This window comes from Phytobacter ursingii, from assembly GCF_001022135.1.
GTDB lineage: Bacteria > Pseudomonadota > Gammaproteobacteria > Enterobacterales > Enterobacteriaceae > Phytobacter > Phytobacter ursingii.
Window position 1 is genome coordinate 1,843,232 of record NZ_CP011602.1, and the last position, 23,306, is coordinate 1,866,537.

19 protein-coding genes are annotated in these 23,306 nt (G+C 53.2%); 11 read left to right on the top strand and 8 right to left on the bottom strand.

The window, feature by feature from the left end; translation table 11 throughout:
• Positions 1-60: 60 nt before the first annotated feature.
• Positions 61-1,278 carry a diguanylate phosphodiesterase gene (locus tag AB182_RS12260; RefSeq protein WP_047370340.1) on the bottom strand — a complete coding sequence of 406 codons (1,218 nt, stop codon included), beginning with the start codon at positions 1,276-1,278 and terminating at the stop codon, positions 61-63.
• A gap of 604 nt (positions 1,279-1,882) precedes the next feature.
• Between AB182_RS12260 and AB182_RS12265 the strand changes: the two genes are divergently transcribed.
• From AB182_RS12265 to AB182_RS12280, 4 genes are all read left to right on the top strand, one after another.
• On the top strand, positions 1,883-3,427 hold the full coding sequence (locus AB182_RS12265) for a methyl-accepting chemotaxis protein (protein WP_047370341.1): 1,545 nt from the start codon (positions 1,883-1,885) through the stop codon (positions 3,425-3,427).
• A 78-nt stretch (positions 3,428-3,505) separates the two neighbouring features.
• Positions 3,506-4,561, top strand: a complete 1,056-nt coding sequence (locus AB182_RS12270) for a mannuronate-specific alginate lyase (RefSeq protein ID WP_120785382.1) — start codon at positions 3,506-3,508, stop codon at positions 4,559-4,561.
• A gap of 167 nt (positions 4,562-4,728) precedes the next feature.
• Complete coding sequence (sra, locus tag AB182_RS12275; protein WP_047370343.1) at positions 4,729-4,863, top strand: stationary-phase-induced ribosome-associated protein; 135 nt, start codon at positions 4,729-4,731, stop codon at positions 4,861-4,863.
• A gap of 177 nt (positions 4,864-5,040) precedes the next feature.
• On the top strand, positions 5,041-6,738 hold the full coding sequence (locus AB182_RS12280; protein WP_047370344.1) for an NAD-dependent malic enzyme: 1,698 nt from the start codon (positions 5,041-5,043) through the stop codon (positions 6,736-6,738).
• A gap of 102 nt (positions 6,739-6,840) precedes the next feature.
• On the opposite strand, the gene AB182_RS12285 is transcribed toward AB182_RS12280, so the two are convergent.
• Positions 6,841-8,244 carry a glutamine synthetase family protein gene (locus AB182_RS12285; protein ID WP_047370345.1) on the bottom strand — a complete coding sequence of 468 codons (1,404 nt, stop codon included), beginning with the start codon at positions 8,242-8,244 and terminating at the stop codon, positions 6,841-6,843.
• 376 nt (positions 8,245-8,620) lie between these two features.
• Here AB182_RS12285 and AB182_RS12290 point away from each other — a divergent pair, with 376 nt between their 5' ends.
• Together AB182_RS12290 and AB182_RS12295 are read left to right on the top strand one after the other, a co-directional pair.
• The gene (locus AB182_RS12290) at positions 8,621-10,336 is read left to right on the top strand and encodes an ABC-F family ATP-binding cassette domain-containing protein (protein ID WP_047370346.1); all 1,716 of its coding nucleotides are present in this window, start codon (positions 8,621-8,623) and stop codon (positions 10,334-10,336) included.
• Positions 10,337-10,519: 183 nt separating this feature from the next.
• The gene (locus tag AB182_RS12295; protein WP_047370347.1) at positions 10,520-10,957 is read left to right on the top strand and encodes a VOC family protein; all 438 of its coding nucleotides are present in this window, start codon (positions 10,520-10,522) and stop codon (positions 10,955-10,957) included.
• A 41-nt stretch (positions 10,958-10,998) separates the two neighbouring features.
• Here AB182_RS12295 and araJ read toward each other — a convergent pair whose 3' ends face one another.
• A complete protein-coding gene (gene araJ, locus AB182_RS12300; protein ID WP_047370348.1) occupies positions 10,999-12,174 on the bottom strand; it encodes an MFS transporter AraJ in 1,176 nt (391 codons plus the stop codon).
• Positions 12,175-12,419: 245 nt separating this feature from the next.
• Here araJ and ppk2 point away from each other — a divergent pair, with 245 nt between their 5' ends.
• Positions 12,420-13,238, top strand: a complete 819-nt coding sequence (gene ppk2 / locus AB182_RS12305; RefSeq protein WP_047370349.1) for a polyphosphate kinase 2 — start codon at positions 12,420-12,422, stop codon at positions 13,236-13,238.
• 304 nt (positions 13,239-13,542) lie between these two features.
• On the opposite strand, the gene fdnI is transcribed toward ppk2, so the two are convergent.
• From fdnI to fdnG, 3 genes are read right to left on the bottom strand one after another with little or no spacing between them, the layout of a single operon-like run.
• The gene (gene fdnI, locus AB182_RS12310) at positions 13,543-14,199 is read right to left on the bottom strand and encodes a formate dehydrogenase-N subunit gamma (RefSeq protein ID WP_047370350.1); all 657 of its coding nucleotides are present in this window, start codon (positions 14,197-14,199) and stop codon (positions 13,543-13,545) included.
• On the bottom strand, positions 14,192-15,076 hold the full coding sequence (gene fdxH, locus AB182_RS12315) for a formate dehydrogenase subunit beta (protein WP_047370351.1): 885 nt from the start codon (positions 15,074-15,076) through the stop codon (positions 14,192-14,194). Before fdxH ends, fdnI begins: the two co-directional genes overlap by 8 nt.
• A gap of 11 nt (positions 15,077-15,087) precedes the next feature.
• Positions 15,088-18,135: a formate dehydrogenase-N subunit alpha gene (gene fdnG, locus AB182_RS12320; protein WP_120785383.1), complete on the bottom strand. Its 3,048-nt coding sequence runs from the start codon at positions 18,133-18,135 to the stop codon at positions 15,088-15,090.
• 223 nt (positions 18,136-18,358) lie between these two features.
• Here fdnG and yddG point away from each other — a divergent pair, with 223 nt between their 5' ends.
• The 3 genes from yddG to AB182_RS12340 all read left to right on the top strand — a co-directional run bounded on the left by yddG (position 18,359) and on the right by AB182_RS12340 (position 20,228).
• Positions 18,359-19,240: an aromatic amino acid DMT transporter YddG gene (gene yddG / locus AB182_RS12330; protein WP_047370354.1), complete on the top strand. Its 882-nt coding sequence runs from the start codon at positions 18,359-18,361 to the stop codon at positions 19,238-19,240.
• 65 nt (positions 19,241-19,305) lie between these two features.
• Positions 19,306-19,752: a type II RES/Xre toxin-antitoxin system antitoxin gene (gene parS / locus AB182_RS12335; protein ID WP_047370355.1), complete on the top strand. Its 447-nt coding sequence runs from the start codon at positions 19,306-19,308 to the stop codon at positions 19,750-19,752.
• On the top strand, positions 19,752-20,228 hold the full coding sequence (locus tag AB182_RS12340) for an RES family NAD+ phosphorylase (RefSeq protein WP_047370356.1): 477 nt from the start codon (positions 19,752-19,754) through the stop codon (positions 20,226-20,228). Before parS ends, AB182_RS12340 begins: the two co-directional genes overlap by 1 nt.
• Here AB182_RS12340 and AB182_RS12345 read toward each other — a convergent pair.
• On the bottom strand, positions 20,212-21,714 hold the full coding sequence (locus AB182_RS12345) for an MFS transporter (RefSeq protein WP_047370357.1): 1,503 nt from the start codon (positions 21,712-21,714) through the stop codon (positions 20,212-20,214). The two genes, AB182_RS12340 and AB182_RS12345, sit on opposite strands and share 17 nt — an antisense overlap.
• A 112-nt stretch (positions 21,715-21,826) precedes the next feature.
• Here AB182_RS12345 and AB182_RS12350 point away from each other — a divergent pair, with 112 nt between their 5' ends.
• The gene (locus AB182_RS12350) at positions 21,827-22,417 is read left to right on the top strand and encodes a TetR family transcriptional regulator (RefSeq protein ID WP_047370358.1); all 591 of its coding nucleotides are present in this window, start codon (positions 21,827-21,829) and stop codon (positions 22,415-22,417) included.
• Here AB182_RS12350 and AB182_RS12355 read toward each other — a convergent pair.
• Entirely contained in the window at positions 22,399-23,241 is an 843-nt protein-coding gene (locus tag AB182_RS12355; protein ID WP_047370359.1) for an arylamine N-acetyltransferase, read from the bottom strand. The two genes, AB182_RS12350 and AB182_RS12355, sit on opposite strands and share 19 nt — an antisense overlap.
• Positions 23,242-23,306 lie beyond the last annotated feature (65 nt).

Consider the following 23,306-nt stretch of genomic DNA (forward strand, 5'->3'; position numbering starts at 1 on the left):
GGTGATATAAAAGGGAGAATGATATTACCCCATTCTCCCTCTTATTGTGCCAACGCCGTGTTAACGCTTTATGCGCTGCGGCCAGTTAATCGACGAAACACCGTTGAGTATCGGGCGTGCAAAAAGGAAGCCCTGGAATCGCTCAATCCCGGCAGCATCAAGCCAGCTCCACTCTTCTACTTTTTCGACGCCTTCCGCCACGACGGTAATTTGCATCTCAGCACAGCAATCGATAATAGCTTTGACGATAGCCTGCTTCGGCCCGTGCATATGGATATCGGTGACGATACTCCGGTCGATCTTCAGTTTGTCCGGCTGAAACTTGGCAAGTAATGACAAACCGGCAAATCCGGAACCAAAATCGTCGATCGCCAGACCAATTCCCGCAGCACGTAACTGACGAATCGCAGACGTAAATTCGTCATACCTGGAAATCACCTCATCCTCGGTCACCTCCACAATGACCTGCTCTGGATCAAGTTGATTGCGTTTAATATGATCCAGCAAAATATTGACTGCGCCGGGGATCTTGACCAGTGACATCGGCAGCAAATTAATGGCCACCTTGTGATTCCCTATCCCCAGACGCCGAGCCATTGCCAGCGCCCAGCCTTTTGATGCCAGGTCTGCCTCATGCAATTTATGTTCAGGAATCGTTGAAAAATAATCCTGCGGGCTGCCACCGTCGGGCCCACGGATTAACGCCTCAAGTGAGGATATATTCCCCCGCGCGGGATCAACAATAGGTTGAAAAGCAAACTGACAAGGCTGGTTTTGTAAAACGGGAATGTTAGCCATATCAAACGGCGGAAGTTTAGTATTTAGCTGCCAGCGGTCTGCCGGGAGATTTAAAACCTGTTTTGACGGTAACGGCGACGAGACAAAGTTACGGATAAATTTATACACGCGATCATTACAGGCAAGATGGTATTTTAACCTGCCAAATTTTATGACCCTACGGAGTACTGCGCTCGGTCTGGTGTTTCTCAGATCAAACAATACTAACCCCTGGTCAAGGAAGCGGCGATGCGGCGCAAAATCACGCATCAATTCCACGATATTCGCATGGCGAACGTCTCTGTTGATACGTTCAAAAACGGCATTAACCGCGGAGATCGGGCCTTCCAGCACCTGCAAAAACTGTCTGCCATCAAACAACAACACACCGGTGACCTGTAACGCCGTATTCCGTAAGCTTGCCTGCTTTACTAGCCCTGCCAGTTGCGAGGGATCCAATGCATGATTGAGCCGGCTACGATAGATCAAAGTCGCTAACACTGAGTACTTCCCTCAAAAAATATCCATACAAACGCTGCAGGAATAGACGCAATGGTAATAGTGTAACAAGTAAGCTCAAATTCCGTTCACTGATTAAAGCATGTTCTCTGCCTGTTATCGCGGACTAGCCCTGCCGCCAGAAGAGGTTGACTTCCCCGCAGATAAACATTTTAACCACTCACTCGTCGAATTTTAGCTACGCTTTATTATGTACCCTATATCAACCAGAAGATTTCGATCTGATAATGACAAAATCATTACAATTTTGCGAATATATTAGTTTGCTATGTTAATGTTTCTATTTTTCATCGGTTATTTTGCGTACTTTCTTGTATTTCCCGCCTTTAATTTGCATTAAGTCTATCTTTTCCTCCTGACTGAAAACTATCTGCCTTTTTTCTTTTGCAAAATCATAACAATATTTAAATAAATCACCGTAAGTCTGGCTAAAAAAATATTTAACGTAGCTACTTTCAGTTGTATAGCAGTTCGTGGAAAATGCACTGGTAATAACAAAAAAATCCTCTGTCGGGTTAATAAAAAAAACACCATCATCGGCAGAAAAAATCCTGTTTATTGTAGGCAGTTTATTGTGGGGTTATTTATGAAGCGTAACACTCCTGTTACACAGAGAGAGTATTTGCTTAACGAAGGCACGACACTGCTTTCGACGACGAATACACATAGCCATATAACTTATGCAAACACAGCATTTATAGACGCCAGCGGATTCACTGAAGACCAGCTTGTCGGTGAACCTCACAACCTTATTCGACACCCGGATATGCCGCCCGCCGCGTTTGGCGATCTGTGGTATACCATTCAGCAAGGCGACAGCTGGACCGGCATGGTGAAAAACCGCCGCCAGAATGGTGACCATTATTGGGTGCGGGCTAATGTCACGCCTGTTTATCAGCAGGGGCAACTAACCGGTTATATTTCAGTGCGTAATATTCCGCAACGTGAGGAAATTAACGCCAGCGAAAAACTTTACCAGTTAGTCAATGATAATAAATTAGGCGGTCATCGTTTTTATAAAGGTCTGGTGGTCCGCCGTGGCCTGCTCTCTTTTTTATCCATTTTCCAGCGCATGAGCGTCACGCGCCGGACTAACTTTGGGCTTTTTATCACCGCCGCATTATTAGTGGCGATGCAATTTGCCCCTTTTAATCTGGTAGAAAAAGTCGGTGCGACAATGGGGATCCTGGCCCTGCTGTCTCTATATTTACAGGCGCAAATTTGTCGTCCATTGAAAGCTATCCTCAGCCAGATGCAAAAAGTGGTCTCCGGGCGAAAAGCCGATTACCGCCATTTTAATCGTGTGGATGAAATTGGTTTACTGATGCGTCTGGTAAATCAGTCAGGCCTTAATCTTAATTCGCTGGTAGGCGACGTTTCCGCGCAAATCAACGGCATCCGTGATATCAGCCAGCGCATTACCGATGAAGGCGAATCCCTGCAGAAACGTACAGAAGAAACGTCAGCAGACCTGCATCAAACCGCCGCTGCGGTTGAGGAGATTGCCAGCGCCGTAAGGCAGACCGCTGAAACGGCCGCCGAGGCGATGACCCGAGCAGATGAAACCAGCGTCAGTGCGAAAAACAGCGGTGACATCATGAAGAAAACCATCTCGATGATGCAGGCCGTTTCCCAGGACAATAGCAAAATCGTCGATATCATCGGCGTGATTGACAGTATCGCCTTCCAGACCAATATCCTGGCACTGAATGCTGCGGTTGAAGCGGCGCGCGCGGGCGAATCGGGGCGTGGTTTTGCAGTTGTTGCGGCGGAAGTTCGCAACCTGGCGCAGCACTCGGCATCTGCAGCGCGTGAGATTCAGGCACTGATTGAACAGAACGTGGCGAATGTCAAAAATGGCGTCGAAATGGTGGAAAACACTGAAACGCACCTGACGGCGATGATCGATAACGTCATTACTATGTCGACGATGATCAAAGAGATTGGCACGGCAACGCATGAACAGACACAGGCACTGGAACTAATCAATGAATCCGTTTCCCGCGTTGGCGTGATGACGCATAACAACACCAGCATGGTGGAAAACGTGACCAGTGCGGCAGAAAACCTCTCTGAACGTGCAGCGCGACTGCACCGCGCAGTACATGTGTTCGGCGGTAGCGAAGGCTAATTCTTTATGACCCATGCTATAGTCAGTGTCCCACTATGCTGACGCGCAGGGTTACCGATGCTCGCTTTGGTCAGAAGAATGTGTTTGATTATTGCCGCCGTAACGGCGGCATCTGCCGGGGCAAGTCTGCAACCTCCGGCAGGTTATCAGCAAACGCCGCAACACCTGAACACCTCCCGCTTTACCTGCCCGGCTTTTCCGCCCCCCTTTACCGGCGCACTCGATTTCACCAGTAAATATGAAGGTTCGGACAGCGCTCGCGCCACGCTGAATCCGCAAGCCGATCGGGCGTTCCATGAACAAACAAAGGCGATCACTGAACTTGAAAAAGTGGTCAGTCAGGTTGTGACAGGATTCGCCCATGATGGCAACCCGGCGCGAGCGCAGTGCGTGGTCAATGGTCTGGATTCATGGGCCCGAGCCGGCGCATTAACCTCTGTTGCTAAAAATCACACCGGGAAATCGATGCGAAAGTGGGCGCTGGCGACGCTTTCATCATCCTGGCTGCAATTGAAATTCTCCCCTGCGCATCCGTTAGCGGGGCAGCAGGAAAAAGCAGCCGCCGTTGAGCTCTGGCTCAGTCATCTCGCGGATTTGACGGTGGCAGACTGGCGCGACCTGCCGCTGAAACGCGTTAACAACCACAGCTACTGGGCGGCCTGGGCGATTATGGCGACAGCCGTTGTTACCGACCGACGCGATCTCTTTGACCAGTCGCTGGCGATGTACCGCACCGCCGCGAACCAGGTGGATAGCGCGGGGTTTTTACCTAATGAGCTTCGCCGCAGGCAGCGCGCCTTTTCATATCACAACTATGCCATTCAGCCGCTGGTTATGATTGCCCTTTTCGCCCGCAGCAATGGTGTTGAGGTGACGGCGGAAAATGATAAGGCTTTACAGCGCCTTGCCACGCGCATTCTGTCCGGGTTTGACAATCCGGATGTGTTCACCCGCCAAACCGGTATTCCTCAGTACGTCGCTTTTACCCGCCAGGCCTCCAGCCTTGCCTGGCTTGAGGGTTGGTGTGCGCTGCAAACCTGCGATGCACAGTTAACTCAGCGGCTTGCCGCACTGCGTCCGCTGCACAGCACCCGTTTGGGTGGCGACCTGAGTTGGCTTTTTGCCGCCCATTAACCGCAGCCGGACTGTTCCTAAAGCGGACATCGGTCATTGCACTTCGGGGCGGATTAGCAGACCATCACTTTTGCGACTACAGTTTAGTCGCAGCGGATCAGGTTATATTTCGCCCGGTCAATGCGCCGGGCTTGTCCTTGAAACATCAACTGGATTAAGGAGTAAGCATGAAATCGAACCGTCAGGCACGTCATATTATGGGGCTGGATTACAAAGTCTCTAATATCAGGAAAGTGGTGAATAAGGACGACCATGAAGTTACCGTGACGCACCGTTCTGGTCGTCATCGTCGCGAAGAATAACGTACGTATCCCCTTTCATGCCGCCCCGTCCGGGGTGGCATTGTGCTTCGTAAAATTCATCCTCCAAATCACGCGAACAAGAAGTATTTACCATATCTATGCTTTATACTGACGCGCGCCGCTGTACCCGCCGCGAGCAGGCATTCGCGCCGGAATCGTCGACTTAGGAGTTGTAAAATGCATACGAAGCATAATAAAAACCGTTCGCTGTATATTCCTTATGCCGGGCCTGTATTACTTGAGTTTCCCTTACTCAATAAAGGCAGCGCATTTAGCGTAGAAGAGAGAAGTCACTTCAACCTGTTGGGGCTGTTGCCAGCCGTGGTGGAAACCATTGAAGAACAGGCTGAACGCGCCTGGTTACAGTACCAGGGCTTTAAGACGGATATCGACAAGCATATTTACCTGCGTAATATCCAGGATACCAACGAAACCCTCTTTTATCGTCTGGTCGAAAATCATCTTGATGAGATGATGCCGGTCATCTATACCCCTACCGTGGGCTGGGCGTGCGAGCGTTTCTCTGAAATCTATCGTCGCGCGCGCGGCGTGTTTATCTCCTGGCAAGACCGCGGCAGTATGGATGACATACTGCAAAATGTGCCTAACCATAACATCAAAGTGATTGTGGTCACTGACGGCGAGCGTATTCTCGGCCTCGGTGACCAGGGCATCGGCGGGATGGGGATTCCTATCGGTAAACTCTCCCTCTATACCTCTTGCGGTGGTATCAGTCCGGCCTACACCCTGCCGGTGGTTCTGGATGTCGGTACTAACAATCAGCAGTTGCTCAACGATCCGCTGTATATGGGGTCGCGCCATCCGCGCATTACCGGCGACGACTACACCGCGTTTGTCGATGAGTTTATTCAGGCGGTAAAACATCGCTGGCCGAATGTGCTGCTGCAATTCGAAGATTTTGCCCAGAAGAACGCGATGCCGTTGCTTAATCGCTACCGCGACGAAATCTGCTGCTTCAATGATGATATTCAGGGAACCGCCGCCGTGACGGTAGGGACACTGATCGCCGCCAGCCGCGCGGCGGGTAGCCAGCTCAGCAACCAGAAGATTGTCTTCCTCGGCGCGGGTTCTGCCGGATGCGGGATTGCCGAGCAAATTATTGCCCAGACCCAGCGTGAAGGGTTAAGCGAAGCCGATGCCCGTCAGAAAGTCTATATGGTGGATCGCTTTGGCCTGCTTACTGACCAGATGCCGAACCTGCTGCCGTTCCAGAACAAGCTGGTACAAAAGCGCGAAAATCTGCAGAACTGGGACGCCCAGACCGAGGCACTGTCGCTGCTTGACGTTGTGCGGAATGTAAAACCGGACATTTTGATTGGTGTTTCTGGTCAGCCGGGGCTGTTTACAGAAGAGATCATCCGTGAGATGCACAAGCATTGCCCGCGCCCGATCGTCATGCCGTTGTCAAACCCAACCTCACGCGTCGAAGCAACGCCGCAGGATATTATCAGTTGGACGAACGGTATGGCGCTGGTCGCGACGGGGAGTCCATTCACACCGGTGACCTGGAATGAGAAAACCTGGCCCATTGCGCAGTGCAATAACTCCTATATCTTCCCGGGGATTGGTCTGGGGGTGATTGCTTGCGGCGCATCGCGTATTACTGACGATATGCTGATGTCGGCCAGCGAAACACTGGCGAAGTACTCTCCGCTGGTGATTAACGGCGAAGGGTTGGTCTTACCGGAGCTGAAAGATATCCATACCGTTTCCCGCGCGATTGCCTTCGCGGTGGCAAAAGTCGCCCAACAACAAGGTGTTGCCGTGAAAACGTCCGAAGAGGCGCTATTGCAGGCGATTGACGATAACTTCTGGTTGCCGGAGTATCGCAACTATCGTCGGACCTCTATCTAATCGCAAACCCGGCCGCGCGATGTTGCCGGGTTTTCTTCTCTCTTGCCCGCCGCTATTTTTGTCTTTTCCCGTCAGGCATCCTCACCACAGCAGGGGGATTCATCACGGGAAATGCGTTTCTTCGGCCGTCACAATACCTTCGAAAGCGCTTAATTCCATCAATCGGCTTTGGATCCAGTAACGGGAAAATTCGCTACCCAGCGCCGCTTTGAGGTAGTCGCATTCGCCAAAGACAGTGAGAGCGTCCTGTTGAAAAAGCGGTAACGCTGGCGCAGTAGCGAGTATATCCGGCAACGCGTGGTCATTAACCTGCTCCAGGCCATACAACATGCCAGTCAGTATGGTCGCCATGACCAGATAAGGATTGGCATCGGCGCCAGCCAGGCGGTATTCAATACGTCGATTTGCTTTATCTGAACAGGGTATGCGCAAGGCAGCCGAGCGTTTGTTAAAGCCCCAGGCATTGAATATCGGCGTATCAATACGCTTGCGCAATCGCCTGAACCCATTGACTCCCGGTGCCATGATGGCTAACGACGCAGGCATAAGCCGAAGCAATCCGGCCAGGCACAGACGGGTCATCTCATTCAATTCACCTTCATCGGCGGAAAAGATATTTTCGCCATGGATAGTGTTAAGGCTGATATGAAAATGCAAGCCATTGCCCGCGAGCGCAGAAAAGGGCTTCGCCATGAAATTCGCCTGCAAGCCAAATTTTTCCGCCACAGCAGCGGTTAATTTGCGCAGTGCCAGCACGTTTTCGCACAGGGCCACCACATCGCGGGAATGGTGCAAATTCAGTTCAAACTGCCCAGGCTCTGCCTCACAGACAATGCCGGACAACGGCAAGTTTTGTGCGGCGGCCATGGTTTCCAGTTCTTCAACAAAGGCTGTCTTTGCGGCCGACAGCGATAAATGAAAACACCCGGCGTCTTGCTGATGCTGTTGCTGCGGATCGATAAGATAAAATTCAATTTCCGGCGCGATAACAGGGTATAAACCGTGGTAATGAAATTTCGCCAGCACTTTTTCGAGAATATAGCGCGGATCGTACTCAAAACCGTCACCGTCAGGATTACGCATCGTCAGTAATAATTGTGCATGATGCCGGGGATCCTGAGCGCAGGGACGCAATGTTCCGGGAACGGGCATACAGAGATTATCGGGCTCGTCGTCTGCATTGTCATTTTCACAACGGCTGACGACATTGCCTTTTTTATCCATGGTATACACCGACTGCGGGAAATAACATCCCCGTGCCAGCGTATCTAATGCGCCGATGGCGATGCGCTTACCGCGAAATATACCGTGGGTATCGGTCAGATAAATATCAACGTGGCGGGTATCCGGATAACGCGCCAGATAATGGTGAACCTCTTTCGCAAATTCACTTTCGCTCCTCTTCTTTGCGCTATCCATGAGGGTAACAACCGGAGAGGGTGATGCCGTAAACGGGAAAAGAGCGCGCATATTTTTCAGTGAGGTAATATTCATCAGTGAGTTCATGGGTTTCTTTCATTCGGGCCTCGCGGCGATGAAATCAGCATAAAATAAGCAGTATAAAGAGCCTGTAAAAAGGGAAATAACGGGCATAAAAAAAGTGTAAATCTCGCCGGTATTGACACTGGCATCCTCTGTAAAACCTCGCTACACTGCCGCTACCCATTAACTGGATAAATAAAAGGAGGATAATTATGTCGTACTGTGAACGTTTTCTCGTTTCACATGCCTTTGGTGATCGCACCAGCTCAAGCGTTATCGGTATCGTGCTGCGATAACTTCGGCTTGAGCGAAGCTAACTAACCCCCTTCCTCGGGCTTACCGGGTTATCGTCAGCGATGTTTGACGAGGCATATCTATGCCTGTAACTCTTGAGTAAGCAATGAGCACATTACTGTCTGCACAATCATTACGTGTTGAAACGGCATTTTGTCCGTTATTTTCTGATATCTCCTTTACCCTGAAACAAGGCGACCGTCTGGGTCTCATTGGCGACAATGGCTGCGGCAAAAGTACGCTATTGAAAGTCCTTGATGGCACCGTTTTGCCCTCTGCGGGCAGCGTTTCTGTGGCTAATCACTGTCTGATGGCGCGCGTTGAGCAACATCTGCCTGACACGCTATTGGATCTCACCCTGCTTGACGCGGTGCTTGCCCGACTCGCGCCGGGTGAACGTGACGCTCAACGCTGGCGTGCAGAGGCGTTGTTAGCCGGGATGGGACTGAGTGAACACGAGATAGCCTTACCTGCGGCAACCCTCAGTGGCGGGCAACATACCCGGCTATTACTGGCCCGGGCGTTGATCACTGATCCTGATTTATTACTGCTGGATGAGCCCAGTAACCATCTCGATCTGCCGACCATGCTCTGGCTGGAGCGATTCCTGCAACGCTGGTCTGGCAGCTTTGTGCTGGTTTCTCACGACCGGGCGTTGCTGGATGCGGTGACCAATGGCACCTGGATCCTGCGCGATAATCGGCTGCATTACTTCGCACTTCCCTGCTCTGCCGCGCGTCAGGCGCTGGAGGAGCGAGATGCCAGCGATGCATTGCGCCACAAAGCAGAGCAAAAAGAGATAGACCGGGTAACCAGCAGTGCCAAACGGCTGGCGACCTGGGGGCGGGTCTATGACAATGAGGATCTGTCGCGCAAAGCAAAGCAAATGGAAAAGCAGGTAGAACGTCTGAAAGAGAGCCAGACGCAACTGACGGCAGGCAGTCTGTGGCGTTTAACCCTCCAGGGCGAACCGCTGATTGCCAACCGTTTGCTGGCGATGGAAAATCTCCCTGTCAGCGCCGCGCCGGGTTTGCCACCGCTCTTTTCCGTGCCGCTGGCGCGGGTGAAAACCGGCGATCGGATTGCCATTATCGGGCAAAACGGTTGCGGGAAGTCCTCTCTGTTACGGCTTATCTGGCGCCAACTGGCCAGTGATATCGCCGCGCCAGGGATGGCAGTTCATCCACGTCTGCACGCCGGGTACTATGACCAGACGCTGGAGCAATTGCCCGATGACGCGACGCTTCTGGACGCGCTGGAGCCGTTCGCACCGTCGGCGGAACTGCGCAAAATGACATTAATCAGCGCCGGGTTTGCCTGGGTTCGTCAAGGGCAAAAAGTGGCAACACTCAGCGGCGGCGAACGCTCCCGGCTGCTGTTTGTTGGCCTGTCGCTGGCGCGCTACAACCTGCTGATGCTTGATGAACCGACTAACCATCTCGATATGAGCGGTAAAGAGGCACTGATGCAGACGCTGCAACAGTTCTCAGGCGGCGTACTGCTGGTCAGCCATGACCGGGAGCTGATTAGTCACAGTTGTAACCGCTTCTGGCTGGTTGAACAGGGTCAGTTTAGCGAGTGGCACGACGTTGAGGCGGTCTACGAACGTCTGCGTCAGGAACAACAAATGACTGAGACGCCGGTGACGGCAACAGCGACATCAACGGTGCGGGTCGATGAAACCGACGCGTTACTGGAGCAGTTGATTGCGCTGGAAACGCGTCTTGAGCAGGATTTGGCGCGCAAACCCACGCATCAAAAACCGTTGCTGCAGGCGCAGTGGCGAGAGGAGATTGCCAGAATCAACCGGTTACTGATGTAAAACACCTACGTAAAACAGGCGCTTTATGCGCCTGTTTTTTCTCGTGGCGGCTGATGTGTTATCTCTTGTAAAAAACAACGTAAGTGCTAAAGATGTCCCCGCATAACGGCAGATTGCTTTTTTGCATGCCATTATACGTGCGTTGTCATGATTTTTTCGCATACCGACTGAGGTGCAACAGATATGGATATTTCGACCCGTGGCCTGGATGTGTTGTTTATTGCAGGTTTTGGCCCTGTCCCACGTAATGTGGGCGACAGTAAAGCACTTTATCAGGAGACGTTAGGTCTTCCCATTAAGCCCATGGCGGGCAATGAAGATTACCTGTTAGCCGAACATGGCGCGCTTGACGGCGTCAAACATTTTGCGCTCTGGCCGCTACACCAGGCGGCACAGTCCTGCTTTGGCACAGCAGTATGGCCTGCTGATATTCCGGCGCCGCAAAGCTGGATTGAGTTCGAAGTCGCCGATCTCGACAGTGCAACCCGTGTCCTGCGCGACAAAGGTTACGCCCTGCTCGTGGAAAACCGTCTTGAGCCCTGGGGGCAGAGCATCACTCGCTTTCTCAGCCCGGAAGGCATGCTGGTTGGCTTAAGTATTACGCCGTGGCTCCGTAATTAATGGCTGATGTTACGAGAAACGCTCCATTGGGAGCGTTTTTTTCAGGCCAGTGCGTCAACGTCAGCGCGTATCCGCTTCGCCTTCAGGTGCCCGTACATCAGCAGTGCCGACATTGCGGAGAACGAAAGGACAGCTGCGGGCAGCGTAACGTAATCCCAGCTCAGACCGAGCGTAATCATCAGACCGCCAAAATAAGCCCCGATAGCACTGCCGAGATTAAAGGCAATCTGCCCTCCCGCCGCGCCCAGCAACTCACCGCCTTTGGCATTCTGTAATAGCAGTATTTGCAACGGTGCCGCCAGAGCGAACAGACCCGCGCAGCAGATAAAGCCCATCGTTAAAGAAGCAATTTTGTTTTCACCGAAGGCAAACAGCAGAAGCAGAGACAGCACAATCACCAGATCCGTGGTCGCCGCAATACGCAGTGGGCTATAACGCCCCGACAATCTGCCGCTCAACAAATTGCCCAATACCATTCCCAGCCCCATCAGCATCATGATAATCGTCATGAAGATCTCAGAGAAGCCGGAAACATTCAGCATAAATGGCTTCACAAAACTGAACCAGGCGAAGACGCCCGCGTTGCCAAACATGGTAGCGGCAAAGATAAACCATGGCTCCGGCTTTTTCAGAAAGCGAAATTGCTCGGTGAAGCGGGTCTCAGCTTTATCAAAGAGTTGAGGTACCCAGAGCAGAATAGAAACGAGTACCAATAAATTAAACAGCGCAATCAGCATAAAGGTGTAGCGCCAGCTAAAGGCATGACCAAGCCAGGTTCCCAGCGGTACGCCCGCAAGATTCGCTACCGTCATCCCGGCGACCATACCCGCGACGGCCAGCGTCACTCTTCCCGGTGGCGCGATTTTAGACAAAATAATCGCCCCGACGCCGAAGAACGCGCCGTGAGGGAATCCCGACACCAGCCTGCCGATCGCGAGCATGGTATATGACGATGAAAAGGTAAAAATCGTATTTCCCACTGCGCACATGGCGACCAGGAACAACAGGATTGTTTTTAAAGAAAAACGGCTGGAGAAGACGGCAATAATCGGCGCGCCGATCACCACGCCGAAAGCATAAAAGGAGATCATATTGCCTGCCGACGGAATGGAGATCCCCACATCCTTCGCCAGTTCGGTCAGCACACCCATGATGCCAAATTCCGCCATGCCGAGGCCAAACGTGCCCAGCGCTAACGAAAAAATCGTCTTTTTCATACCACAACCACATGTTAATAGAATGCAACAAGCATTATCGACCATTCGTTAAGTGTGAACCAGCTCAAACTCTCTCGCTGGCATATTCATCCATACATTCAGTTCAGGCTGTGAATGTTTTCGCACCTGAGGCGCTATATCGGAAGTCCCTGAAATACAATGACACGAGTATTTTTCGCGCATGCCTGTAGCCAACATTACACTTCTTAAGCGTCCCGTTATTTATTTGAAAGAGGAAGAGAGTCATGGGAAAAAAGAAAAATACCAGCACCATCGCTGATGCACCTCCTGCGGCGCCGCTTAAAAACAAGGAATATGAAAAAGAGTTACGGCGCCTTCACGTTGAACTGGTGAAACTTCAGCGCTGGGTCGTCAGCAAAGGGCTCAAAGTCTGCATCGTCTTTGAGGGCCGTGATGGCGCGGGTAAAGGCGGCACCATCAAAGCGATTACCGAACGCGTCAGTCCGCGCATCTTCCGCGTTGTCGCCCTGCCTGCCCCAACCGAGCGCGAAAAAAGCCAGCTTTACCTGCAGCGCTACCTTCCACACCTGCCCGCCGCTGGCGAAATTGTTATCTTTGACCGTAGCTGGTACAACCGCGCCGGGGTTGAGCGGGTGATGGGTTTTTGCACAATGGAACAAGTGGACAAATTTCTGGAAAGCGTCCCGATGATGGAACGCGCCATGGTAGAGTCCGGCATTATCTTATTGAAATACTGGCTTGAAGTGACGCCGCAAGAGCAAGAACGCCGCCTGCGCGACCGCGTAAACGATGGCCGCAAGACCTGGAAGCTGTCTCCCATGGATATCAAATCCTTCGACCGCTGGGATGATTACACCGTTGCGCGAGACGCAATGTTCGAAGCCTCCGACACCTCATGGGCGCCCTGGTTTGTCGCCCGCTCCGAGGACAAAAAACGCGTACGGCTAAATATCATTACCCACCTGTTAACGCAGATCCCTTACGAGGATATTCCGGACGATCCTGTGGAGTTCCCGAAACGAAAAATAGGTAAAGTTAAACCCACCCATTATCCGTTTCGTATTATTCCCGAACCGTTCTGAATAATTGTTTTGCTGCATCGGTTATCACTGCCGATGCGGTTGCCTTTATTACATGTGTTTCTTTTTTTCTGGAATTGTTCTCGCAGAAAGGGAATTACCAGGGGGTTCAGTATTGTTTTTTGTGCGGGGGGATTGATGATGTTTCGTATGTAATCTGAGCAGTGCACGATCACGGGTCATTGGAGCTATTGATGCGTTAGTGACGAATACGTAACTCTCTCTACCACCACCTTACCCAGCCTGACGCCTGTAAACACGCCAGGCCGGGTAAGCGGGCAACTACCGTCTGCATAAGAACTGAACGCTACCTCAGCCCGTGCATGCTCTCTTCTTTGGCTTCCTGTCTTTCGACTTCACGGTACCAGCGCGGATGATGTTTGCGTGCCCAGCGGCGGCTCACCTTCCCTTCGATCATCCCCTTAATCGAGCCTTTCACCCAGAACGCCATATACATATGAATCAGGATGGCATGGAGAAGGATAATCGCAGAGGTTGCGTGAATCAGCAGGCTGTAGCGGATCACCTGTATCGGGAAATACTGAGCAAACCAGGGGCGCCAGATAATGATACCGGATATGAGCAAGACAAAAATCATACTCATGATGGTCCAGAACATCATCTTTTGCCCGGCGTTATATTTACCGACCTTCGCCACCTTGTGCTCGTTGCCTTTCAGTACTTCCACAATCCCTTTTAGCCAGGGAATATCCTGCCTGTCCGGAATGTTGTGATGCACAAAGCGCACAAACATCACCATCAGGATCAGAAAGACCGCCACGCCAAAGAACGGATGCAGAATGCGCCCCATCTGCGGCGTACCGAAGGTCTCCGTCAGCCATTGCAGCGTCGGGAAAAAGAAAGAAATCCCCGACAGCGACACCAGGAAAAAGAAAATCACCATCGTCCAGTGACAGGCGCGGTCGATAAACTTAGTGCGCACGATCATTTTCGAATCACTCATGGTGTTCCTCCTTATCGTCATCCACTTCTTTGTTTGGCCCAATGCCGATGTAGTGGTAAATCAGCCCGGCAAACGAGGCGATAAAACCAGCGGCTGCAAGCGGCTTCAGCGCCCCTTTCCAGAGGCTGATTGACGTATCGATGGCCGGGTCCTTCGGCAGATTGTGGTACAACTCCGGCTGATCATTGTGGTGCAGCACGTACATCACATGCGTGCCGCCCACCCCTTGCGGGTTGTAAATCCCTGCGCGGTCATAACCACGTGCTTTCAGCTTATCGACGCGCTCCTGTGCCACATCCAGCATTTCTTTTTTGGTACCAAAATGAATGGCACCGGTCGGGCAGGTTTTCACGCAGGCCGGCTCCTGGCCGACGCTCACGCGATCCACACACAGGGTGCATTTATAGACCCGGTTATCCTCTTTATTGAGGCGCGGGATGTTAAACGGACACCCGGCGATGCAGTATCCGCAGCCGATACAGTTTTCCTGCTGGAAATCGACAATCCCGTTGGCGTACTGAATGATCGCACCCGCGGACGGACACGCCTTCAGGCAGCCCGGATCCTCACAATGCATACAGCCATCTTTACGAATCAGCCACTCCAGCCTGCCGTTCTGTTCGGTTTCGCTAAAGCGCATCACAGTCCAGGATTTGGCACTCAAATCTGCCGGATTGTCGTAAACCCCCACGCAGTGCCCCACTTCGTCGCGGATATCATTCCACTCAGAACAGGCCACCTGGCAGGCTTTACAGCCCACGCAGGAGGAGACATCAATCAGCTTGGCGACTTCCACTTTATAATCCCGCGCACGCGGCGCGGGGGTAATGGGATTGGTCGCGGAGCGCTTGAGAATGTCCTGTGTTTCCATTGTCATGTCATCGCTCCTTACGCTTTCTCGATGTTAACCAAAAACGCCTTGTACTCCGGCGTTTGCGAATTGGCATCGCCGACGTTGGGCGTCAGGGTATTGGCGATGTAGCCTTTCTGCGCCACCCCTTCAAAGCCCCAGTGCAGCGGAATACCGACCGTTTCCACCTGCTGGCCGTTAACGTGCAGCGTTTGCAAGCGGCGGGTAACGACAGCCACCGCGCGAATAAAGCCACGCTTACTGCTCACCTTCACGCGGTCGCCGTTGGCAATGCCTTTGGCTTTCGCCAGAGTCTCGCTGATCTCGACAAACTGTTCCGGCTGGGCGATGGAATTCAGTCGCGCATGCTTGGTCCAGGTGTGGAAATGCTCCGTCAGGCGATAGGTGGTGCCGACGTATGGGAACTTGTCTTTCTTACCCAGACGCGCGGCATCGTCTTCATACAGACGCACGACCGGGCTGGAGACCACGTTCGGGTGCAGCGGGTTAGTGCCGAGCGGCGTTTCCATCGGCTCGTAGTGTTCAGGGAACGGTCCTTCTGCCAGCTTATCGAGGGCAAACAGACGCCCCAGCCCTTCCGGCTGCATGATGAACGGATGGGTCGCACTGCCCGGCGGAGCGGTAGTAAAGTCAGGGATATCGTTCCCCGCCCATTTGCTGCCGTTCCACTCGATCAGCATCCGTTTCGCATCCCAGGGCTTACCGTTGATATCTGCCGACGCGCGGTTGTAGAGCACACGGCGGTTCATCGGCCATGCCCAGGACCAGCCCAGCGTATTGCCAAGCCCTGACGGATCGGCATTATCACGGTTCGCCATCTGGTTGCCTTGCTCCGTCCAGCTACCGGCGTAAATCCAGCAGGAAGATGCCGTTGTTCCGTCGTCTCGCAACAGCGCAAAACTGCTCAGCAGCTGGCCTTTCTTCGCCAACAGATTACCGCTGGCATCGTAGAGATCCGCCAGCGCAACGCCGTTATTCTCTTTCGCCACCTCTTCCGACTCTGGATGGTCAGGCTGCTTGTAATCCCAGCGCATTTTCAGCAGCGGCTCGGCACCATTGCCTCCTTCCGTGCGATACATCTCGCGCAGACGATGATAAATACCGGCCAGAATTTCACCGTCATTGCGTGCTTCACCCGGTGCATCCTGCCCCTTCCAGTGCCACTGCAGCCAGCGGCCGGAGTTGGCGATAGATCCATCCTCTTCGGCAAAACAGGTCGATGGCAGACGGAAAACTTCGGTCTGAATGGCTGCCGGATCGACATCATTCATCTCGCCGTGGTTCTGCCAGAAATTGGCGGTTTCCGTGACCAGGGGATCGATAACCACCATGTATTTCAGCTTACTCAGGCTGCGGACAACTTTGTTTTTGTCCGGGAAGGAGGCAACCGGATTAAAGCCCTGACAGAGGTAGCCTGTGACATTACCTTTATCCATCATATTGAAATATTTGATAACGTCGTATGCCTGATCCCATTTCGGCAGCCAGTCGAAGCCCCAGTTGTTCTCCTTCTGCGCCGCATCGCCATAGAAGGATTTCATCAGGCTGACGAAAAACTTCGGATAGTTGCCCCAATAGTTAACCTGATCGGGCAGCATGGCTTTCGGTGTATTTGCCGTCAGGTAGTGTTGCAGATCCGCCTGTTTTTCTGACGGCAGCGTCAGGTAACCCGGCAGGCTGGTCGACAACAGACCCAGATCCGTCAGCCCCTGAATATTGGAGTGACCACGCAGCGCGTTCACGCCGCCGCCGGCCATCCCCATGTTGCCGAGCAGCAACTGGATCATCGCCATGGTGCGGATGTTCTGCGCGCCTACGGTGTGTTGTGTCCAGCCCAGCGCATACAGGAAGGTGGTGGTTCTGTCCGCGGCACTGGTCGATGCCAGCACGTCACACACTTTCAGGAAGTCGGCTTTCGGCGTCCCGCAGATATTCTCCACCACCTCCGGCGTATAGCGGGAGACGTGTTGTTTCAGCAGGTTCCACACGCAGCGCGGGTCGGTGAGCGTGTCGTCGCGTTTCGCATAGCCGTTTTCATCGAACTGATAGTTCCAGGAGGACTTATCGTACTGGCGTTTTTCCGCGTCGTAGCCGCTGAACAGCCCGTCTTCAAAGGCAAAGTCTTCCCGCACCAGCAGGCTGGCGTTGGTGTAATGCTTAACGTACTCAGCGTTAATTTTGTTGTTTTCAATCAGGTACAGCAGCACGCCGGAAAGGAACGTAATGTCCGTGCCGGAGCGGATTGGCGCATAGATATCGGCCACCGATGCCGTACGCGTAAAGCGCGGATCGACGACGATCAGCGTCGCATCGTTGTTATTTTTCGCTTCCATCGCCCAGCGGAATCCCACCGGATGGGCTTCGGCGGCGTTACCGCCCATCACCATCACGACGTTAGCGTTTTTAATATCAACCCAGTGGTTGGTCATCGCACCGCGACCAAATGTTGGAGCAAGACTTGCTACCGTTGGTCCGTGTCAGACGCGCGCCTGGTTATCTACTGCCAGCATGCCGAGCGAGCGCACAAATTTTTGCGTCAGCATGCCGGTCTCATTGCTGGCCGCGGAGGCGCATAGCATCCCGGTGGTGAGCCAGCGATTGACCGTCACCCCCTGGGCGTTCTTCTCAACGAAGTTGGCGTCTCGGTCGGCTTTCATTAGTTTTGCGATGCGATCGAAGGCATCGTTCCAGGAGATGCGCTGCCACTTGTCCGATCCTGGCGCGCGATATTCCGGATAGCGCAACCTGTTATCACTGTGAACATAATCGAGCAGGCCCGCCCCTTTCGGACACAGCGCACCGCGGCTGACCGGATGATCCGGGTCACCTTCGATGTGGTAAATCGATTCACGGGCATTTTTCGCCCCATCGCCCAGGCTATACATTAATAGCCCGCAACCCACGGAGCAGTATGTGCAGGTATTTCGAACCTCTTTCGCACGCAGGAGCTTATAATTTCGCGCCTGTGCCAGTGCCGCTTTTGGGGTAAATCCCAACGCAGCAACGGTTGTCCCGGCCATACCACCCGCGCAGATTTTAAAAAACTGTCTGCGGCTAACGTCCATTGTGTTCCTCGTTATATGGATCTCTTTCAGCGCAAAAACTAACAGCAATATCCCTGTATAATTTGCGGCAAATCAATATCGCTATACACCAACTTCTTAATAGTCTTTTTCGGCGATTTTATTTACCCCAAAAGGATGAGGTTTCCTCGTGATTTATTAGTAGGCATCGTGCGTTAAGTGCTATAAATTCCCCCTTTGCCGTTTTTAAAAGGAATACAGCTGTATGAATAAGAAAAAAGCCACGTTGATCGGGCTGTTAGCCATCGTGTTGTGGAGTACGATGGTGGGCCTGATTCGCGCGGTCAGCGAAGGCCTGGGGCCGGTTGGCGGCGCGGCGATGATTTATACGCTCAGCGGCGTTTTACTTATTCTCACCGTCGGTTTTCCCGATATTCGCCGCTTTCCTCGCGGCTATTTACTGCCGGGCAGCGTTTTATTTGTCAGCTATGAACTTTGCCTCGCGCTGTCGCTGGGGTTTGCCGGAACCCGCCAGCAGGCGATTGAAGTCGGCATGGTTAACTATCTATGGCCGAGCTTCACCATATTGTTTGCGATCCTGTTTAATGGTCAAAAAGCCACTCTGTGGGTAATTCCAGGACTCATTCTGGCGATAATCGGCGTAAGTTGGGTATTGGGCGGCGAACAGGGATTGAATATTCACGATATTACACAAAACATTCTCTCCAGCCCGTTAAGTTATTCTCTTGCTTTTGTCGGTGCTTTTATTTGGGCAGCTTACTGTACTGTTACCAGCAAATATGCAAAAGGTTCAAACGGCATTACGCTCTTTATTCTACTGACGGCGGCGACCTTATGGACAAAATTTGCCCTGACCGATCAACCGTCCATGCACTTTACACTTCCTGTGGTGATTAAACTGGGAGTCACCGCCATTGCACTGGGCTTCGGTTATGCCGCCTGGAATACCGGGATTTTACACGGGCGCGTTGCCGTGCTGGCTGCTGCATCCTATTTTACACCGGTACTCTCCTCGGCGCTGGCGGCCGCCGTGCTGAGCGCCCCGCTGTCGTTTTCCTTTTGGCAGGGCGCGTTTATGGTCTGCGGCGGCTCGCTGCTTTGTTGGTGGGCGACGCGTCCGCAGTAGGGGTCATTGCGTCGCCTGTTCATTTGAACTAAAATTAATATCAAATGAACAGATGGAGCAGAATAATGCAACTCTATACACCAGATGTCCGCGCGATCCCGCACGACCTGCTCAGCATCCTGGGGCTTCCCGCCACGGCGATTGCCGCCCATGACAGCATAAACGCCGGTCTGAGTGCCGGTGTGTTGCGTGATATCGCGGGCGCCGTCTCCCTTGATGAAGTCACGCTGTGCCGAATGGCCGGCATCGACCGCAATACCTATAGCCGCCGCCTTAACAGCGCGGAAAAGCGTTTTTCGCCAGAACAGAGCGCACGTGTCTACACGCTGGCGCGGGTAATCAGCGCTGCCCGCGAGTTATTTGAAGGTGACAGCGAACGTATGGCCAACTGGCTCAATAAACCCGCGAAAGGGCTTGGCGGTAAAAAACCCGCAGAGCTTCTCTCCACCCCTGCCGGCGCGGAAGCGGTACTGACGTTAATTGGTCGCCTTGAGCATGGCGTTATCAGCTAATGGAAAATGTCACCTTTTGGCGTCTGGTCAAAGAGCGCTACGCGCTGACCGCCTTCGACGGCTACGGCGCGCGTACCTTTGGCGGACGCTGGAATTCGCCGGGGCATGAATGCGTCTATCTGGGCGAATCAAAAGCCCTCTGCGTGCTGGAAACGCTGGTACATCTTGAGATTGAAGATATCGCAAAGGGCTACTGTTTTTTAACCCTCGACGTACCGCGTAATCTTATCGCGACGCTGGATCTGGCCGCCCTGCCCGCAGACTGGAAAGCCGACCCGCCGCCTGTTTCAACGCAACACATCGGCGATAACTGGCTGGCGTCAACGAAAAATGGGCTGGTACTGCGCGTCCCCAGCACCATCACCGGTGAATGGAACGCGCTGTTTAACCCCGAACACCCACAGGCGGCGAAAGTCCTTAAGAGCGTAAAGTCCGAACCTTTTATGCTCGATCCACGTCTTAGCCGCCCTTGCTAGCCTGTTTATCGACACCTTTAAGGCTCAGCCACACGCCGACCGCCAGCAGCATCAGCATAATGCCGGCGGCACTTAATGCCACGCTATGTGACGAGACGAACGCGGTTCTGGCCGCACATCTGATCCCCTGGGCCAGTGGTGATGAGACCTCTTGCGCCAACTGGAACGCCTCACCAATAGAGGATGAAGCCAGCGCGGCCTGCGCGCCATTTAACCCGGCGGGTAGCGTAATTGAAGAGGAGAAGCTGCGGGTCAGAATCAGGCCAAACAGCGCGATGCCAAGGCCTGCCCCCAGTTCGTACGCCATGGTTTCGATTGCCCCTGCGGCGGCTGCTTTTTCTTTCGGGGCTGCCGCCATGATGGCCGCCGTGGAAGAGAGTAATGCGCTCGCCGCGCTAAAGCCCAGCAGCGCCATCAGGATCCAGGCCTGGGTTTGTTGGCTGGAAAAGTCCGTTACTGACAGGCCCAGAAAGCTAAAAGCACTCAGCGCCATGCCGCCGGATGCCACCTGGCGTAAGCCCAGACGGGAGACCAGCAGACCGGCTATCGGCCCGCTGAACCCGCTCGCCAGCATAACCGGCAGCATAAACAGCCCGGCTGCAAATGGCGTAAAGCCGTGAACAAACTGTAACTCCTGGGCCATCAGCAGCTCAAAACCTACCAGGACAACCATCGCCGTCACGGCCATTAACACCCCGGTCAGAATGATGCGATGTGTAAACAGACGCAGATCGATCATCGGTACAGGTGCCGCAAGCTGCTGGCGTACAAATCCTGCCAGCAGTGTCGCACCCGTTAAGAACACCGCGATCACTCCCCATACGGCAACGCTACCTTTGAGCGCCGTTTTGGCGCTCCATACCAGCATTAAAATGGCCGCAATCAGCATCACCGCCTGGTTGAGATTGAGCGGTTGCTGGCGCCGTCCCTGTTGGCGCGGCACATAACGCGCGGTGAGTGCCATCACCAGCATTACAATCGGCACATTGACCAGAAATACCGCGCCCCAGTGGAAATGCGCCAGCAACCAGCCGCCAATCAGCGGGCCAAACGCAGCACCGCCGGAACCCACCGCAGCCCAGACGCCAAGCGCCATATTTCGGTGTTCTGTTTGCGAAAATGTGTTGCGGATACCGGCAAGCGTCGCCGGAACAATCATCGCCGCGCCAATGGCGAGTATGGCGCGCGAGGCAATCAACTGTTCGGCGCTGGCAGACATTGCCGCCAGAAAAGAGGCCAGTCCAAACAGCCCGCTTCCAGTAAGCAGTAAGCGTTTAAAACCGATGCGGTCTCCCAGCGCGCCCATGGGCAATACCATGCCCGCCATCACCAGGGAATAGATATCAATGATCCACAGTAACGCGTTACCGCTGGTTGCCAGTTCTGCGCTCAGCGTAGGCGATGCCACATGCAGGACGGTGGCATCAATAGCGACCGGAATATAAACCAGCACGATAATGACCAATGTTAACCACTGACGAATCATAACTTCCTCATAACCTATCCTGGACACGCGTCCAGAATGGTGATCCTACGGAAAGTTGAACAACTGTCCAGCTTTTTGTTAGACTCCGTTTCCTTCACGTTTAGGGGGATGTATGAGCTATTTGAGTCGGGATGAGCGCCGGGAATTAATCCTGAAAGCGGCGATGCGTGTTGCGCTAAGCGATGGGTTTGCCGGGATGACCGTGCGCAGGATAGCCAATGAAGCTGGCGTCGCGACGGGACAGGTGCATCACCATTTCAGCTCGGGAGCAGAGCTAAAAGCACAGGCGTTCGTGCGAGTAATGGGCGAACTGCTGGATGTCGATGTGTTACCCGAATCCGCAAGCTGGCGCGAACGTTTACACGCCATGCTCGGCAGCAATGAAGACGGTTTCGACCCTTATATTCGTCTGTGGCGGGAAGCCCAGGTGCTGGCAAGCAAAGAACCTGAGTTAAAAGGCGCGTATGTGCTGACAATGGAAATGTGGCATGAAAAAGTGGTCGCTATCATTAATGCGGGCGTGACGGCGGGTGAATTTGTCCGTCATGATTCGACGGAAAACATTGCATGGCGCTTAATTGCCCTGGTCTGCGGGCTTGATGGCATCTATGTGCTTGGCATGCCAGATGTCGACGATGCGGCGTTTGACCGACACCTGGACGCCATGATTCATCGCGAGCTGTTTTACGCCCCTTCCCCGTGAAGATCGAAACGCGACATCAGGGTGTGGAGCGCCTCAACGCTGAAACCATAATGCGGGTCATCTGTACCCAGGCCGAATCGCTGCTGCATGATGTCGTACAATGCCTGGGTATCCGGTAAAGTCTTCTCCTCCACCGCATGCCCGTTCCGCCAGTGGGTAAAGTGATAGTTGGTCAGCGTCAGTTTTCCCCCGTCCGGCTGATGCAAACACATCAGCAAATGGTGGCGAAAGTGCGATTGCGGCCAGTGTGCTGAGTGGAAATTGCCCATCACAAAGTCGGCCTGATATTGCTGGCCCATCTCGAATTGATAGAGAGACTGCCAGCGATCGTGATGACGAAATTGCAAAATCCAGTCCGGGCCGGCCTGTTGCAGGCGGTACAGGCCATGCGGCGTCTCCTGTTCACTCTCCGCCTTGAGGCGTACAGGCGCGGTGAGCGTTAGCCCACCAAAGCCGACATCCGCAATCCACTGCTCATCGCCTAAGGTCACCAGCACTACGCGATGTGTGCGCGGTGGCATATGCGGCGGATTTGACAGCACCACGCGTCCCAGGAGGCTGCGAACTTCAAAGCCGATTTCGCGTAATACCCGCTCAAACAGGCCATTTTGCTCGAAGCAGTAGCCGCCACGACGGGCCACTACCAGTTTGTTAAAGATAGCCTCATCGCTCAGTTCGATTTCCCGAGGCAGTACGACCTCAATATTTTCAAATGGAATGCGGCTGTTATGCTGCAGATGCAAAGTACGCAATGTTTCAAGATTTACAGCGGGGACAGCGGTATAGCCAATACGGGCGAAATAGTCGTCCAAAAACGAGGTCATATGAAGCTCCTGCAATAGATGTCCTTCTGTTATATCGCATTTTTTTCAGGGCACATGGAATTTTG